Consider the following 14,996-nt stretch of genomic DNA (forward strand, 5'->3'; position numbering starts at 1 on the left):
GATTCGGCGTCGGACGTAAAGCAGACGGTGACCGTCACCGTGCCCGCGCGGAAGATGCCCGCGACGTGGCGCGCCCGGTAACGCGTCGAACATAATCCCGTCATCCCGGCGAGGGCCGGGGCCGGTGGGTGGTGGGTAGCGACATCGGACGCACCCACCACCATCACCCGGCCACTACGAGCCCAGCCTGCGCCGGATGGCCGGTCGACGAACGCTAATTCCGCCACCCCGTGTCGATCTTGTCGACCAGCCGCACCATTGCGTCGAAGTCGGCCTTGCCCGGGCCGCCGGGGATCTGGACCATGTGCAGGTCGCGCTGATGGACCGCGACGACCTCGAGCGAGACTTCGAGCGGCGTTCCCATGCTCGCGGTCGCGACCTGGATCTCGCACGCGCGCTGGAGCGACCAATGCTTCAGGAACGCCTCGGGCAAGGTCCGGCCCATCACGAGGATCCCGTGGTTCTTCAGCAACATCACGCGCTTGTTGCCGAGATGCTCGAGCAGTCGCGCCCCTTCCTCGTCGCGCACCGTCACGCCTTCGAAATCATGGTACGCAATCTGCCCGGCGAAATTGCAGGCGTAGAAATTGGTCGGCCGCAGCCCGCCCTCGACCGAGCTCACCGCCATCCCGGCGGTCGTATGCGTGTGCATGATGCAGTGCGCGTCGGGCAGGTGGCGGTGGAACAGCGCGTGCTGGACAAAGCCGGCGCGGTTGACGGGGTAGGGGCTGTCGTCGAGCTTGTTGCCGTCGATGTCGATCTTGACGAGGCTCGACGCGGTCACCTCGCTGAAGTGCAGCCCGAACGGATTGATCAGGAACGCGCCGTCTTCCTCCGGCAGCTTGAGCGTGATGTGGTTGTAGATCATTTCCGACCAGCCAAGCATCGCGAACACGCGGTAGCAGGCGGCGAGTTGCTGGCGGGCTTCCCATTCGGCTTCGGTCATGGGCGCGGTGCGGACGGCGGCAGTGGCCATGGATCGTCTCCTGAGCTGACTTTTCGCGATTATCGCATGTTCGGTATGGTCGCGCAATTCAGAGGAGCGCGGCAATCTCGGCTTGGGTGAACCCCGCTTCGGTGAGAATTCCGACGCTATCCGAAGCTCCGGCCATGCGGGGCGACACCGTCTCGCTGGCGGAATAGCGTGGGGCTGGGGCGGGCTGGACGACGTCGCCCGCCGTCACGAAAGTCCCGCGCGCGACATTGTGCGGATGTGCGGCGGCTTCGTCGAACCCGAGCACCGGAGCGACGCAAGCCTCATGTCCCGCAAACGCCGCCACCCATTCATCGCGCGGACGATCGCGGAACCGGGTCGCAAGCGCCTGCTTCAGGCGCGGCCAGGCCGAGGGAACGAACTGCGCATCCCACTCGGGCCCGTCGAGCGCCAGCACCCGACGAAGGGCCGCGTAAAATTGCGGCTCGATCGCGCCGACCGCGATCCATTTGCCGTCCGCGGTTTCGTAGGTGTCGTAAAAGGGCGCACCGCCGTCGAGCAGGTTAGTCCCGCGTTCGTCGCGCCACTGGCCCATCGCGCGGAACCCCCAGATCATGCTCGCGAGCACCGCCGACCCATCGGTCATCGCCGCATCGACGACCTGCCCTTCGCCCGTCGCCTTCGCATGGAGGATCGCCGCGAGCATTCCGAACGCGAGCATCATCCCGCCACCGCCGAAATCCGCCGCAAGGTTGATCGGTGCGTTAGGTTTGCGCCCTGCTTCGCCGAGCGCATGGAGCGTTCCCGAGATCGCCAGATAATCGATGTCGTGCCCGGGTTCGTCGGCGAGCGGCCCGGTCTGCCCCCAGCCGGTCATGCGCCCATAAACGAGCCGCGGATTGTCCGCGATCAACAGGTCCGGACCCAGACCCAGCCGCTCCATCACGCCCGGGCGATAGCCTTCGATCAGCCCGTCGCAGGTTGCGGCCAGGCGGCGCACCGCGGCGACCGCTTCCGAGCGCTTCAAATCGAGCACGATCGTCCGGCGCGATCGCAGCAGCGGGTCGCGCGCTGGATCGGTCATCCCGCCACGCGACGGTCGCTCGACCCGGATCACCTCCGCGCCATGGTCCGCCAGCATCATCCCGCAGAAGGGGCCGGGACCGATCCCCGCCATCTCGAGGATGCGTAATCCAGCGAGCGGCGGGGCGGTGTGCATCAGAAGGCCGCGATGCCGGTGATGGCGCGGCCGAGGATCAGCGCGTGGACGTCGTGCGCGCCCTCATAGGTGTTGACCGTCTCGAGGTTCATCATGTGGCGCATCACCTGATATTCGCCCGAAATGCCGTTGCCGCCGTGCATGTCACGCGCCATCCGCGCGATATCGAGCGCCTTGCCGACGTTGTTGCGCTTGACGATCGAGATCATCTCGGGCGCGAACCGGCCCTGGTCCATCAACCGGCCGACGCGGAGCGATGCCTGGAGGCCAAGCGCGATCTCGGTCTCCATGTCGGCGAGCTTCTTCTGGAACAGCTGCCGCCCGGCGAGCGGCGTGCCGAACTGCTGGCGATCGAGCCCATATTGCCGCGCGGCATGGAAGCAGAACTCCGCTGCGCCGAGCGACCCCCAACTGATCCCGTAGCGTGCGCGGTTGAGGCAGCCGAACGGGCCCTTGAGCCCCTGCACATTGGGAAGCAGCGCGTCTTCGGAAAGCTCGATCTCGTCCATCAGGATCATGCCGGTGATCGACGCGCGGAGGCTGAGCTTGCCTTCGATCTTGGGCGCGGTGAGTCCCTTCGCGCCCTTCTCGACGATGAAGCCGCGAATGCCGTCGCCATGCGCGTCCGACTTTGCCCAGATGACGAACACGTCGGCGATCGGCGAATTGGAAATCCACGTCTTCGCGCCCGACAGCAGATACCCGCCGTCGACCTTCTCCGCGCGCGTCGTCATCCCGCCCGGGTCGGACCCCGCATCGGGTTCGGTCAGCCCGAAGCAGCCGATCCATTCGCCGGTCGCGAGCTTGGGCAGATACTTCTGCTTCTGCTCCTCGGATCCGTAGGCGAGGATCGGGTACATCACGAGGCTCGACTGAACCGACATCATCGAGCGGTAGCCCGAGTCGATTCGTTCGACTTCGCGCGCGACAAGCCCGTAGGCGACATAGGATGCGCCGACGCCGCCATATTCTTCGGGCACCGTCGGGCCGAGCAGCCCGAGCGCACCCATCTCGCGGAAGATCTCCGGGTCGGTCGTCTCATGCTGGAACGCATCGACGATCCGTGGCGCGAGCTTGTCCTGCGCATACGCCCGCGCCGTATCGCGGATCATCCGTTCGTCATCCTCGAGCTGGTCGTCGAGGAAGAAGGGATCAGCCCAATCGAAACGTGCCATCTCGGCCATAGGAAACTCCAGTATCAAAGTCTTAACCGCTTCCCCGGCGAAGGCCGGGGGCCTGTAGCGGAACGATTGTTATCGAACGCCGCGTTCGCCGCTTCTGTCCAGCGCAACTTCGCGGGGAAAGAGAGGAGGGATCACGTGTTCAACACCCGGTCATCGAACACTCCGAAGACGATGGTGGATGCATAATACGCGATCGCGCGGTCGCGGGGCATGGTGCCCGCCCATTTGCGCATGTCGAACGCGGCATTCTGGAGCGCCATCAGCGCCTGCGCCGCGATCAGCGGGTCGACCGCGCGGATCGACCCTTCCGCGACGCCATCGCTGATCGTGCCGGCGTAGCGCCGCGCAATCCGGTTCGAGCGGTCGACCATGGCGCGCCGCGCATCGGCGGGAAGGCCCGACAGGGCCGTGGTCCGCAACAACGGCCCGCGTTCGGAAAACTGCACGTCGAGCAAGGTCGCGATCGTCCCCGACAGCCGCTCCCACTGCGGGCCACCGCGTTCGTCGGCAAGCTGCTGCGCGTCGGCGATCATGTCGAGGCTGCGCTTGTAGCACGCCAGCACCAGATCGTCCTTGGCGTCGAGATGGTGGTAGAAGCTACCCTTGGTGACGTTGAGCTGCGACGCGATCCGCTGCACCGATGCGCCGCGATAGCCGAGTTCGTTGATCAGCCGCGTCGCCGCGAGCAGGAACGCCTCGCGCCCGGGCTCGGGTTCTTCATGCGCAAGGTCGATCAGCTTGGGCGACCAGCTGCCCCCTTCTGCCGCGATACCGTGCGCGAACACGTCCATCAGCCGTTCCTCGACGCGGGCATATTGGTCGGGTTCGTAGCGCACCAGCCACACCGGCAGCCAGAAGGTGTTTTCGAGCAGCACGTGCGCGCGCGCGCCGAACAGGTCGGTCTGCGCGCGGTTTGTCGGGTTGCCCCACAGGCTTCGCGTCTTTCGGAACACCTCGCGCCAGCCGCTCATCAAGCGCCCGAGAACGGGTTCCTCCATCGCGCGGAGGTCGGAGAGCACCGCGAAAGCAGTCTCCTCGCCCCGCTGGATCGCTGCCAGCCGGTCAAAATTGAGCGCGAGATAGTGCGCGACACGCTCGCGCGGGGTCGCGAGTTCCAGCGATTCGTCGAGCATCGCCTGAAGCCGTTCAAGCGTCTGCTCGAAACAGGCAGCGGCCAGATCTTCCTTGCGTTTGAAATAGTAAGTCACGCTGGTGGTGTTCAGCCCGACCCGGCGCGCAACATCGGCGAACGTCATGCCCTTGGCGCTCTGCTCGTTGATCGCCTCCGCGGCTGCCGCGAGGATCGCATCGCGCTTGGCGCGGAATCGTTTGGTGCTCGTGCCCGGATCCGTCGGATCTGCGGGCCCTGCAGTTGCTGTTTCCTCCATGCCCGAAACTGTAACAGCATCTTTTAGAAGAAACAGTCATTTTTCGACTGACCCTGCACAGCGGTTTTTTCGGGCTCAAACCGGCTTTACCGAAAACCCGGTACGGTATACCCAGCGCTCGTGAAGGCCTTCGACGGGCCCCCTTGGAGAGATGCGATGGACTTCAGCTTCACCGAACGCGAAACCTATTTCCGGGACCGCGTGAAGTCGTTCATCGACGAACAGATACGCCCGCGCCAGGCGGAATATGACGCGCAAGCGCACGAAGGCGAGCGGTGGAAGGTCATTCCGGTCATCGAGGAAATGAAGGAAAAAACCAAGGCGGCGGGTCTGTGGAATTTCTTCATGCCGCCGCATTCGGGGCAGAACCACGTCGACGATACTTTCGTGTTCGAGGGCACGCAGCTCAGCAATCTCGAATATGCGTTATGTGCCGAGGAGATGGGCAAGGTCGGCTGGGCGAGCGAGTGTTTCAACTGCTCGGCACCCGATACGGGCAACATGGAGGTGTTTCACCGCTACGGTACGCTCGCACAAAAGGAGCGATGGCTCCGTCCGCTGATGCACGGGGAGATCCGCTCCGCCTTCCTGATGACCGAACCGGCGGTGGCATCGTCGGATGCGACCAACATCGAAACGTCGATCGTCCGCGATGGCGATGACTATGTGATCAACGGCACAAAATGGTGGTCGTCGGGCGTGGGTGATCCGCGTTGCAAGGTCGCGATCACGATGGGCAAGACCAACCCCGACGCCTCGCGCCACAGCCAGCAAAGCATGATCCTGGTGCCGATGGATGCCCCCGGCGTGACGATCAAGCGCATGCTGTCGGTCTATGGCTATGACCATGCGCCGCACGGGCATGGCGAAGTCGTGCTCGAGAACGTCCGCGTGCCGGCGGAGAATATCCTGCTGGGCGAAGGCCGCGGCTTCGAGATCGCGCAGGGGCGGCTCGGGCCGGGCCGGATCCATCACTGCATGCGCACGATCGGCGTCGCCGAGACCGGGATCGAGGCGATGGCCAAGCGTCTCCTCAGCCGTGTCGCGTTCGGCAAGCGGATCGCGGACCAGTCGGTCTGGGAGCAACGGATCGCCAAGGCACGGATCGACATCGAGATGACCCGGCTGTTGTGCCTCAAGGCCGCGGACATGATGGACAAGGCGGGAAACAAGTCCGCGCAGCTCGAGATCGCGATGATCAAGGTGCAGGCGCCCAACATGGCGCTGCAGATCCTCGACGACGCGGTCCAGGCGCATGGCGGCGGGGGCGTGTCGGGTGACTTCCATCTCGCGCATGACTGGGCGGCGATGCGGACGCTGCGCTTCGCGGATGGCCCGGACGAAGTCCACAACCGCGCGATCGCGCGCAACGAGTTCGGCAAATATGCCGAGCTGCCGGCGGCGGTCGCAGCGAAGGACGCGATGCGGCGGTAACACACCCGTCACCCCGGCCCGATGCCGGGGTCCACTCTTCCACCAGCGCATCCTGCAAGGTGCGCGGTGGACCCCGGCAAGAGGCCGGGGTGACGAAGAAAGCGAAGTGCGATGAAAGCAGCCGTCCTCCACGCGCCCAACACCGATCTGGTGATCGAGGATATCCGCGTCGCCGATCCCGGCCCGCGCGAGGTGCTGATCCGCACCGTCGCGTGCGGCGTGTGCCGCTCCGACCTGCACTTCGTCGATGGCGCATTCCCGCATCCGATGCCGACGGTGCCCGGCCACGAAGCCGCCGGGATCGTCGAGGCGGTCGGGTCGGACGTCGCGCATCTCAAGGTCGGCGATCACGTCATCACCTTCTTCACGGTGTTCTGCGGCGCGTGCGAGATGTGCGTGACGGGGCGACCGTCGCTCTGCGTCGATCCCTCGACGCGTCGGCCGAAGGGCGCGCCGCCCCGGCTGAGCCTTGTCGACGGGACTCCGCTCGCGCCGTTCCTCAACCTGTCCGCATTCGCCGAGATGATGCTGGTGCACGAAAACGCTTGCGTCGCGATCGACAAGGCGATGCCGCTCGATCGTGCCGCCCTGCTTGGCTGCGCGGTCATCACGGGCGCGGGGTCGATCTTCAACGACAGCCGGCTCCGCCCCGGCGAAACCGTCGCGGTGATCGGCTGCGGCGGGATCGGGCTCGCCGCCATCAACGCTGCCAAGATCGCGGGCGCGGGGATGATCCTCGCGATCGACCCGGTCGCGGACAAGCGTGCGCTCGCCGAGAAGCTCGGCGCGACGCATGTGTTCGACGCCAATGCGCCCGACCTCGCGAAGCAGGTCGCGGCGCTGACCGGGGGCGGGGTGCATTATGCGATCGAGGCGGTCGGGCGGTCCAATACCGCCGAGCTCGCCTGGACGATTCTTCGCCGCGGCGGCACCGCGACGATCCTCGGGATGATCGCACCGGGCAACGACGTGAAGATTGCAGGACCGACCTTCCTGACGGGCAAGAAGCTGCAAGGCTCTCTGCTCGGATCGACCCGCTTCCCGATCGACATGCCGCGGCTGGTGCGGCTCTATCTCGACGGCAAGCTCGACCTCGACACGATGGTGGCCGAACGAATCCGGCTGGAGGATATCAACGCCGCCTTCGCAAAGCTGCGGACCGGCGACACGGTACGCTCGGTGATCGAGTTCGCATGATGGATTTTGCCCCGCAAACGATGGACGTGCCCGAGAAGGACCGGCTCGACGAGGCGCGGCTGACCGCGTGGATGTCGGAGCGTGTCGACGGGTTCGAAGGCCCGCTGCGCTACTCGAAATTTTCGGGCGGGCAGTCCAACCCGACCTTCAAGATCAGCGCGCCCTCGGGCGAATATGTGTTGCGGCGCAAGCCCTTCGGGAACCTTCTTCCCTCTGCGCATGCGGTCGACCGCGAATATCGCGTGATCGCGGGGCTGCATCCGACGGGATTCCCGGTCGCGCGGCCGTACGGGCTGTGTACCGACCCGGACGTGATCGGGACCGATTTCTACGTCATGGGTTTCGCGGACGGGCGCAACCTGTGGGACGGGACGCTCCCTGGCTTCGCGCCGGCGGAGCGCACGGGCATCTACAATGCGATGTGCGATACGCTGGCGGCGCTGCACAATACCGATCATGACGCTGCCGGACTTGGCGAATATGGCCGCCCGGGCAACTATTTCGAGCGCCAGGTTGCGCGCTGGACCAAACAGTATCGCGCGTCCGAGACCGAGCGGATGGAGACGGTCGAGCGACTGATCGATTATCTCGAGCGGACCGTTCCCGAGCAGACGCGGACGTCGATCGTCCACGGCGATTACCGGATCGACAACATGATTTTCCACAAGACCGAGCCACGCGTGATCGCGCTGCTCGACTGGGAGTTGTCGACGCTCGGCGATCCGCTGGCGGACTTCAGCTATTTCCTGATGAGCTGGGTGACTGCTCCCGAGGGGCGTTCCGGCGTGCTCGGGCATACCGGTCCGGAGACGGGAATCCCGACGATCGAGGAAATGGTCGCGCGCTATTGCGCCGCGACCGGACGCGACGGGGTGCCCGATCTCAACTGGTATTTCGCGTATAATCTGTTCCGGCTGACCGGGATCGTTCAGGGGATCAAGAAGCGGATCGTCGAGGGCACCGCGTCGAGCGCGCAGGCGGAGAAGTCCGCGGCGGGGGTGTATCGGCTGGCGGACGCGGCGTGGAGTTTCGCGCAGAAGGCAGGCGCTTGAGGCAAGGATCTCGACGGTCGTCGAGGTGGCGGGGGAAGACAGCATGTCGCAATTCGATCTGACCGGCAAAGTGGCGATCGTCACCGGGTCCTCTCGCGGGATCGGCAAGGCGAGCGCGTTCGAGCTTGCCGAGCACGGTGCGAAAGTCGTCATCTCCAGCCGCAAGCAGGACGCCTGTGACGCGGTCGCGGCAGAGATCAACGCGCGATACGGGGACGGCGCTGCCATTTCGGTCGCCGCCAACATTTCGGACAAGGCGGGTTTGCAGCATCTGGTCGACACGACCCGCGCAGCGTTAGGCCAGATCGACGTGCTGGTCTGCAACGCGGCATCCAACCCTTATTACGGCCCGCAGGCGGGCATTGCCGACGACCAGTTCCGCAAGATCCTCGACAACAACATCGTCTCGAACCACTGGCTGATCACGATGGTCGCCCCCGAAATGCGCGAGCGCCGGGCGGGGTCGATCATCATCGTCTCGTCGATCGGGGGGTTGCGTGGCTCGACGATCATCGGGGCTTATTGCATCTCCAAGGCTGCCGACATGCAGCTCGCGCGGAACCTCGCGCATGAATTCGGCCCCGACAATGTCCGCGTCAACTGCATCGCGCCGGGGCTGATCAAGACCGACTTCGCACGCGCGCTGTGGGAGGACCCCGAACGGATCGCGGCGGCAAACTCGACCGTGCCGCTCCGCCGGATCGGCGAACCCGAGGAGATCGCAGGCGCGGTCGTGTTCCTCGCAAGTCAGGCGAGCAGCTTCATGACCGGCCAGACGATCGTGCTGGATGGTGGCGTGACGATTTGAATTCCAGGCGGAGAAGGCCATGACTCAGCGGTTCACGGGCAAGTCGATCATCGTCACCGGTGCGGGTTCGGGCATCGGCCGCGCGAGCGCCCTGCTGTTCGCGCGCGAGGGGGGATCGGTGATCGTCGCCGACCTGAGCGACGCCGTGCACGAAACCGCGGCGCTGATCGACCGGGCAGGCGGCACCGCGCATGCGATCCAGATCGACGCGGGCGACGAACAGGACGTCGTTCGCGTAGTGCATGTCGCAACCGAATATTATGGCGGGCTCGACGTGATGTTCGCCAATGCGGGCATCTCGGGCGGGATGGCGAACATCTTCGACACCGACGTCGCGCTGATCACCGAGGTGTTGCGCGTCAATTTGATCGGCCCATATCTGGCGATCAAGCACGCCGCGCCAAAAATTGCCGAGCGTGGCGGCGGTGCGATTGTGCTGACCGCCAGTGTTGCGGGGATCCGCTCGGGAGCGGGGTCGCCGGCCTATTCGGCATCCAAGGCAGGGGTCATCAACCTGGCGATGGTCTCGGCGCAGCAACTGTCGGGCTCGAACGTGCGGGTCAATGCGATCTGTCCCGGGCTGACCGAGACCGGGATGACCAAGCCGACCTTCGACTATGCCCGCGAGGCGGGGAAGATCGACCGTGTCGGACGGCTCAATCCGCTGCGGCGCGGCGCACAGCCCGAGGAACTGGCCGAAGTCGCGGCGTTCCTGGCGTCCGACGCGGCGAGCTACGTCAACGGGCAGGCAATCGCAGTCGATGGCGGGCTGTCGAGCAGCCATCCGGTGACGAAACAGGAATATGGCAAGACCGCGGTGTAAGGTCAGCCATCGCGCTTAACCCTTCCGCTTCCCCGGCGGAGGCCGGGGCCCAGTAGAGAGGCGTGGGAGACCGAGGGACTGCGCGTCGTTACCTCGGACATTTCGACTGGGCCCCGGCCTTCGCCGGGGAAGCAATTGTGCCTTGAACCCAGAACGCCCTATTCCCGCAACCGGATCAGCCCTTCCTGTGCGACGCTCGCGACCAGCCGCCCATCGCGCGCGAAGATCTTGCCGCGGTTGAACCCGCGGGCATGCCCGGCCCACGGACTGTCGCAGGCGTAGAGCAGCCACTCGTCCGCGCGGAAGTCCTCGTGCAGCCACAGCGAATGGTCGAGGCTCGCGGTTTGCAGCTTGTTCATCATCCAGTTCACGCCATGCGGCAGCGTCGCGGTGCCAAGCAGCGACATGTCGGACGCATAAGCGAGGATCGCACGGTGCATCGCGGGATCGTCGCCGATCGGGGCGACGACGCGGAACCAGCTGTTCTGGAACGGCGCGTGCGCGACCGGATCGAGCCAGCTGCGCGGGGAAACCGGGCGGATCTCGACCATCCGCGGGCGCAGGAACATCGTCCGATACCGTTCGGGAATCCGGTCGATCATCGCGAGCCGCAGGTCGCGATCGTTGGCCAGGTCTTCCGGGGGCGGAACATCGGGCATCGCATCCTGATGCGCGAGGCCGTCTTCCGGGATCTGCAGCGAGCAGGCGAGGTTGAGGATGGGCACGCCGCGCTGTGTCGCAATCACGCGGCGGGTCGAGAAGCTCTTGCCGTCGAAATCGCGTACGACGCGGTAGAGGATCGGGTGATCCTCCGCGCCGGGTCGCATGAAATAGGCGTGGAGCGAATGCGCGGCCTTGGGCGCGTCGGTCGACCGTTGCGCCGCCTGAAGCGCCTGCGCGATGACCTGTCCACCGAACACGCGACCGAACCCGTCGTTACCGCGTGCACCGCGATACAGGTCGGTGTCGATCTCCTCGACGTCGAGGAGATCGACCAGATCCTGGGCGAGCTGGGCAGGGATGGGGTCGGTCATTTCAGGGCTTCACTCTTTTGCACTTCCCCGGCGAAGGCCGGGGCCCAGTCGCGAAGGATGCGGTAACGAAGCGCATCGCCCGGCAAGACCCGGTCCGCTCCTGGCCCCGGCCTTCGCCGGGGAAGCGGTGTTTGGCAAGGGGGCGCTCAGTATCCCGCCGCGCGCGCGATCCGGTCGGCATGGAAGTTTGCGTCGCCGAACATCTCCGCCAGCACGCGCGCACGCTTCATGTAGAAGCCGATGTCATATTCGTCGGTCATCCCGATCCCGCCGTGCATCTGGACGCCTTCCTGTACCGACAGAGTGGTGGCGAGGGCGGTCATCGCCTTGGCGACCGACACCGCCTCGTCCGCGTGCGCGCTGCCCGTATCGAGCAGTTGCTGGGCCTTGAGCACGGCCGCGCGCGCGACTTCCATTTCCGAATAGAGATGCGCCGCGCGGTGCTGGAGCGCCTGGAAGCTGCCGATCAGCATCCCGAACTGCTTGCGCTCCTTGAGGTACCCGACGGTCATGTCCATCGCGCCGCCGCCGACGCCGAGCAGTTCGGCCGACGCGCCCGTTCGCCCGGCGCGGAGCAGGCGGTCGAGCGGGGTGCGCCCGCCGTCGACGTCGCCGATCACCGCGTCCGCATCGACTTCCACGCCGTCGAACTCGAGCCGTGCCGCGATGCTCGAGTCCGCAAGACGTTCGGGGGTGGCGGTCAAGTTCGTGGCGTCCCTCGGGATCGCGAACAGCGTCACGCCCTCGGCATCGGTGGCGCTGCCGGCGGTGCGCGCGGCGACGATCAGCAGGTCGGCGACGTGGCCGTGCGTGACGAACTGCTTCTTGCCCGACAGCTTGAAGCCGTTGCCGGATCGCTCGGCGGTCAGCGTTACGGTGTCGCGATGCTTCGCGCCCTCGTCGATCGCGAGCGCGGCGACGGTTTCGCCGCCGAGGATGCCGGGGAACCAGCGCGCGGCGTGCGCGCTGCCCTTCAGCGCCTCGACTGCGGCGACCGCGGTCGAGAGGAACGGCGAGGGCGACAGGTTGCGGCCGATCTCCTCGAGCACGACGCCCGCCTCGACATGGCCAAGCCCGAGACCACCATCCGCCTCGTCGATCAGGATGCCGGTGAAACCCATTTCGGCGAAGCTGCGCCACAGGTCGCGGCTGAAGCCGGTCGCGTCGTTGGCGTCTCGGAGGTGACGCATATGGCTGACGGGGGCCTGCTCCGCGACGAAATCGCGGATCGTATCCTGGAGGGTGGTTTGATCGTTGTTGAGATACAGCGGCATTGTTCTTCCTTCTTCTCCCTCTCCCCTGTGGGCAGAGGGTCGGGGAGAGGGGCTGTTCCGGACGCTACTGTCCGCGTGTTCGCCCTCTCCCGACCTTCGCTTCGCTCGGCCACCCTCTCCCGCGAAGCGGGAGAGGGAGAGTCAGGCCGGCAGTTCCAGGATGCGCTTGGCGATGATGTTGAGCTGGACCTCGCTGGTCCCGCCCTCGATCGAATTCGCCTTGGTGCGCAGCCACGCGCGCGCCTCGCGGCCGCCGCCCGAGGCGTCGCTCTCCCATTCGAGCGCGTCGGAGCCGCCGGCCGCCATCTGGAGTTCGTGGCGGCTCTTGTTGAGCTCGGTGCCGTAGTATTTCATCATCGAGGGTTGCGCGGGGTGGGCGCGGCCGGCCTTGAGTTCGTCGATGAAGCGTTCGGACATTGCCCCGAACGCCTTCGCACGGACTTCGAACATCGCGATCGTTGCACGGAGCAACGGGTCCGCTAGGCGCCCCTCATGGTCGAGGCCTACGGTTGCAATAGCGCCTTCGATCAATGGGTTACCGCCGGAACTTGCCAGCCCCATGCCGGAGATCATCTCGCGTTCGTGGCCCAGCAGATATTTGGCGACGTCCCAGCCCTTGTTCTCGTCGTGGACGCGCTGCGCCTTGGGGACTTTCACGTTGTCGAAGAAGGTCTCGCAGAAGGGGGAATAGCCCGAGATCAGCAGGATCGGCTTGGTCGAGACGCCTTCGCTCGCCATGTCGAACAGCACGAAGCTGATCCCGCCCTGCTTCGACTCCTTCGAGGTGCGGACGAGGCAGAAGATCCAGTCGGCCTTGTCGGCATAGGAGGTCCAGACCTTCTGGCCGTTGAGGACATAATGGTCGCCGCCATCCTCCGCCGAAGTGGCGAGCGAGGCGAGGTCGGAGCCGGCATTGGGCTCGCTATAGCCCTGGCACCAGCGAATTTCGCCGCGTGCGATTTTGGGGAGATAGTCGAGCTTCTGCTCCTCGGTGCCATATTTGAGCAACGCCGGTCCGAGCATGGAAATACCAAACGAGTTGAGCGGGTTGCGTGCCTTTATTGCGACCATCTCTTCACGCAGAACTTTCGTCTCGGCGGGGGACAGGCCACCGCCGCCATAAGCCTTGGGCCAGTCGGGGACGGTCCACCCGCGCGAGGCCATCGCGTCCATCCATTCCTTCTGGCCGGGCTGGAAATCGGGATTGCGGCCGCCCCAGCAGGCGTCCTTGTCGGAGCGGACGGGTGCGCGCATCTCGGGCGGGCAGTTCGCTTCCAGCCAGGCGCGGGTTTCGGTTCGGAAGGTGTCGAGGTCTTGGGTCATCGGATCAACTCCTCATCAAATCATGCGCCGCGCGCGCGACGGCGATCGCGGTATGGTCGCGGTTATAGTCGGCGATCACCTGCACCCCGATCGGCAGGCCGTCGGGATCGGTCCCGATCCGCACGCTCGTCGCGGGGAGCATCGGGAACGTGGCGAGCCCGGGATAGGCCATCTGCAGCCCGGCGGGGGTGTCGAGCCCGTCGATCCTCGTGATCCGTGTCATCAGTGGGGTATCATCGTGCGCGTAAGCGGTGGTGCCCCAGATCGGCGCGATCACCGCGTCATAGTGGGTGAACAGCCGCGCCCAGTCGCGACGGCATTTGGCTTGCGCATCGACCAGCGTGAACCAGTCGGGGAGGGCTAGCGGCTGCCCGCCCTCCATTGGCGCGCCGCGCGCCATCGCCACGACGAGCATGTGGATATAGGCGCCGTGCTGCGCGACGAGATCGGGCAGGAGCGTGCTGGCGTCGTCGACCTGTGCGCCCGCTGCCCGGAAGGCTTCGCCCACCGCAGCGATTGCGGTCTGGATCGTGGCTTGCGATTTGGCGAGCGGGTGTTCGGGGAGCAGCAGGACACGCCAGTCGCCGGGACCGCGCGGGGCGGGTCTGGCGAGCGCATCGCCCCCCATGACGCCGAACAGCGCTTCGAGATCGTCCGCGTCGCGCGCAAGCGGGCCGACGACGTTGAGCGCGACACCACAACTCTGCGTTTTCGGGAAGTTATGCCCGAAAGATTGGAGCGAATTGTAGGTGGGTTTGTGGCCCCAGACGCCGCAAAAGGCGGCGGGGAGGCGGATCGACCCGCCGATATCCGAGCCGATTTCGATGGGCACGAACCCCGCCGCCAGCGCCGCCGCTGCGCCGCCCGACGAGCCGCCAGGGACGCGGTCGTGATTGAGCGGATTGCGGGTGCGGCCGTAGACCGGGTTGTTGGTCTGGAGATCGGCGAGCGCGACGGGGACGTTGGTCTTGCCGAGGATGACCGCGCCGGCATTCTTGAGGCGGGTGACCTGGACGGCGTCTTCGGTTGCGACGAAGTCGGCATGTTCCTCGAAGCCCCAGCAGGAGACGAGCCCGGCGACGTCGAAGCTTTCCTTGACGGTCATGGGGACGCCGAGGAGCGGGCGGGTGTCGTCCTTGGGGCTGGCGTCGATCGCGCGTGCGGCGTCGCGGGCGTGGTCGAAGTCTCGGACGACGACGGCGTTTATGGTGGCGTCGCCGGATTCGATGCGGGCGATCGCGGCTTCGCATTCGGCGAGCGCGGTGGTTTCACCGGCGCGGATGGCTGCGGCGGTCTGGAGGGCGGTGCGCATCACTTCTCCCTCTC

The 14,996-nt window shown here is 65.9% G+C and carries 13 protein-coding genes; 5 read left to right on the forward strand and 8 right to left on the reverse strand.

The window, feature by feature from the left end; genetic code table 11:
* Positions 1–214: 214 nt before the first annotated feature.
* From RH91_RS13925 to RH91_RS13940, 4 genes are all read right to left on the reverse strand, one after another.
* Positions 215–976, reverse strand: a complete 762-nt coding sequence (locus tag RH91_RS13925; protein ID WP_010163455.1) for a class II aldolase/adducin family protein — start codon at positions 974–976, stop codon at positions 215–217.
* Between the two features lie 58 nt (positions 977–1,034).
* Complete coding sequence (locus RH91_RS13930) at positions 1,035–2,153, reverse strand: CaiB/BaiF CoA transferase family protein (protein ID WP_010163456.1); 1,119 nt, start codon at positions 2,151–2,153, stop codon at positions 1,035–1,037.
* Positions 2,153–3,337, reverse strand: coding sequence for an acyl-CoA dehydrogenase (locus RH91_RS13935; protein ID WP_010163457.1), 1,185 nt, complete (start codon positions 3,335–3,337; stop codon positions 2,153–2,155). Before RH91_RS13935 ends, RH91_RS13930 begins: the two co-directional genes overlap by 1 nt.
* A 131-nt stretch (positions 3,338–3,468) precedes the next feature.
* Entirely contained in the window at positions 3,469–4,725 is a 1,257-nt protein-coding gene (locus tag RH91_RS13940) for a TetR/AcrR family transcriptional regulator (protein WP_010163458.1), read from the reverse strand.
* 156 nt (positions 4,726–4,881) lie between these two features.
* Here RH91_RS13940 and RH91_RS13945 point away from each other — a divergent pair, with 156 nt between their 5' ends.
* The 5 genes from RH91_RS13945 (at position 4,882) to RH91_RS13965 (ending at position 10,039) form a co-directional block, all read left to right on the forward strand.
* Entirely contained in the window at positions 4,882–6,159 is a 1,278-nt protein-coding gene (locus RH91_RS13945; RefSeq protein WP_010163460.1) for an acyl-CoA dehydrogenase family protein, read from the forward strand.
* A gap of 111 nt (positions 6,160–6,270) precedes the next feature.
* The gene (locus RH91_RS13950; protein ID WP_010163461.1) at positions 6,271–7,356 is read left to right on the forward strand and encodes a Zn-dependent alcohol dehydrogenase; all 1,086 of its coding nucleotides are present in this window, start codon (positions 6,271–6,273) and stop codon (positions 7,354–7,356) included.
* On the forward strand, positions 7,356–8,408 hold the full coding sequence (locus RH91_RS13955; RefSeq protein WP_010163462.1) for a phosphotransferase family protein: 1,053 nt from the start codon (positions 7,356–7,358) through the stop codon (positions 8,406–8,408). The genes RH91_RS13950 and RH91_RS13955 overlap by 1 nt, the downstream gene beginning before the upstream one ends.
* A 43-nt stretch (positions 8,409–8,451) precedes the next feature.
* The gene (locus RH91_RS13960) at positions 8,452–9,216 is read left to right on the forward strand and encodes an SDR family NAD(P)-dependent oxidoreductase (RefSeq protein ID WP_010163463.1); all 765 of its coding nucleotides are present in this window, start codon (positions 8,452–8,454) and stop codon (positions 9,214–9,216) included.
* Positions 9,217–9,235: 19 nt separating this feature from the next.
* Positions 9,236–10,039, forward strand: coding sequence for an SDR family NAD(P)-dependent oxidoreductase (locus RH91_RS13965; RefSeq protein ID WP_010163464.1), 804 nt, complete (start codon positions 9,236–9,238; stop codon positions 10,037–10,039).
* Positions 10,040–10,197: 158 nt separating this feature from the next.
* Here RH91_RS13965 and RH91_RS13970 read toward each other — a convergent pair whose 3' ends face one another.
* The 4 genes from RH91_RS13970 to RH91_RS13985 form a co-directional block, all read right to left on the reverse strand.
* Positions 10,198–11,073 (reverse strand): acyl-CoA thioesterase, encoded by an 876-nt coding sequence (locus RH91_RS13970; RefSeq protein WP_010163465.1) that lies wholly within the window; start codon positions 11,071–11,073, stop codon positions 10,198–10,200.
* Positions 11,074–11,219: 146 nt separating this feature from the next.
* Positions 11,220–12,347: an acyl-CoA dehydrogenase family protein gene (locus RH91_RS13975; protein WP_010163466.1), complete on the reverse strand. Its 1,128-nt coding sequence runs from the start codon at positions 12,345–12,347 to the stop codon at positions 11,220–11,222.
* 141 nt (positions 12,348–12,488) lie between these two features.
* A complete protein-coding gene (locus RH91_RS13980; protein ID WP_010163467.1) occupies positions 12,489–13,670 on the reverse strand; it encodes an acyl-CoA dehydrogenase family protein in 1,182 nt (393 codons plus the stop codon).
* A gap of 4 nt (positions 13,671–13,674) precedes the next feature.
* Complete coding sequence (locus tag RH91_RS13985; protein WP_010163469.1) at positions 13,675–14,982, reverse strand: amidase family protein; 1,308 nt, start codon at positions 14,980–14,982, stop codon at positions 13,675–13,677.
* Between the last annotated feature and the right edge of the window lie 14 nt (positions 14,983–14,996).

This window comes from Sphingomonas sp. PAMC 26617 (assembly GCF_000242835.1).
Classification (GTDB): domain Bacteria; phylum Pseudomonadota; class Alphaproteobacteria; order Sphingomonadales; family Sphingomonadaceae; genus Sphingomonas.

What these genes read in the sequence shown, in the direction of transcription:
- RH91_RS13945 (WP_010163460.1), top strand. Translation starts at nt 4,882, where the DNA reads ATGGACTTCAGCTTCACCGAACGCGAAACCTATTTCCGGGACCGCGTG.
- RH91_RS13930 (WP_010163456.1), bottom strand. Translation starts at nt 2,153, where the DNA reads ATGCACACCGCCCCGCCGCTCGCTGGATTACGCATCCTCGAGATGGCG.
- RH91_RS13965 (WP_010163464.1), top strand. Translation starts at nt 9,236, where the DNA reads ATGACTCAGCGGTTCACGGGCAAGTCGATCATCGTCACCGGTGCGGGT.
- RH91_RS13975 (WP_010163466.1), bottom strand. Translation starts at nt 12,347, where the DNA reads ATGCCGCTGTATCTCAACAACGATCAAACCACCCTCCAGGATACGATC.
- RH91_RS13985 (WP_010163469.1), bottom strand. Translation starts at nt 14,982, where the DNA reads ATGCGCACCGCCCTCCAGACCGCCGCAGCCATCCGCGCCGGTGAAACC.
- RH91_RS13950 (WP_010163461.1), top strand. Translation starts at nt 6,271, where the DNA reads ATGAAAGCAGCCGTCCTCCACGCGCCCAACACCGATCTGGTGATCGAG.
- RH91_RS13960 (WP_010163463.1), top strand. Translation starts at nt 8,452, where the DNA reads ATGTCGCAATTCGATCTGACCGGCAAAGTGGCGATCGTCACCGGGTCC.
- RH91_RS13940 (WP_010163458.1), bottom strand. Translation starts at nt 4,725, where the DNA reads ATGGAGGAAACAGCAACTGCAGGGCCCGCAGATCCGACGGATCCGGGC.
- RH91_RS13935 (WP_010163457.1), bottom strand. Translation starts at nt 3,337, where the DNA reads ATGGCCGAGATGGCACGTTTCGATTGGGCTGATCCCTTCTTCCTCGAC.
- RH91_RS13970 (WP_010163465.1), bottom strand. Translation starts at nt 11,073, where the DNA reads ATGACCGACCCCATCCCTGCCCAGCTCGCCCAGGATCTGGTCGATCTC.
- RH91_RS13925 (WP_010163455.1), bottom strand. Translation starts at nt 976, where the DNA reads ATGGCCACTGCCGCCGTCCGCACCGCGCCCATGACCGAAGCCGAATGG.
- RH91_RS13955 (WP_010163462.1), top strand. Translation starts at nt 7,356, where the DNA reads ATGGATTTTGCCCCGCAAACGATGGACGTGCCCGAGAAGGACCGGCTC.
- RH91_RS13980 (WP_010163467.1), bottom strand. Translation starts at nt 13,670, where the DNA reads ATGACCCAAGACCTCGACACCTTCCGAACCGAAACCCGCGCCTGGCTG.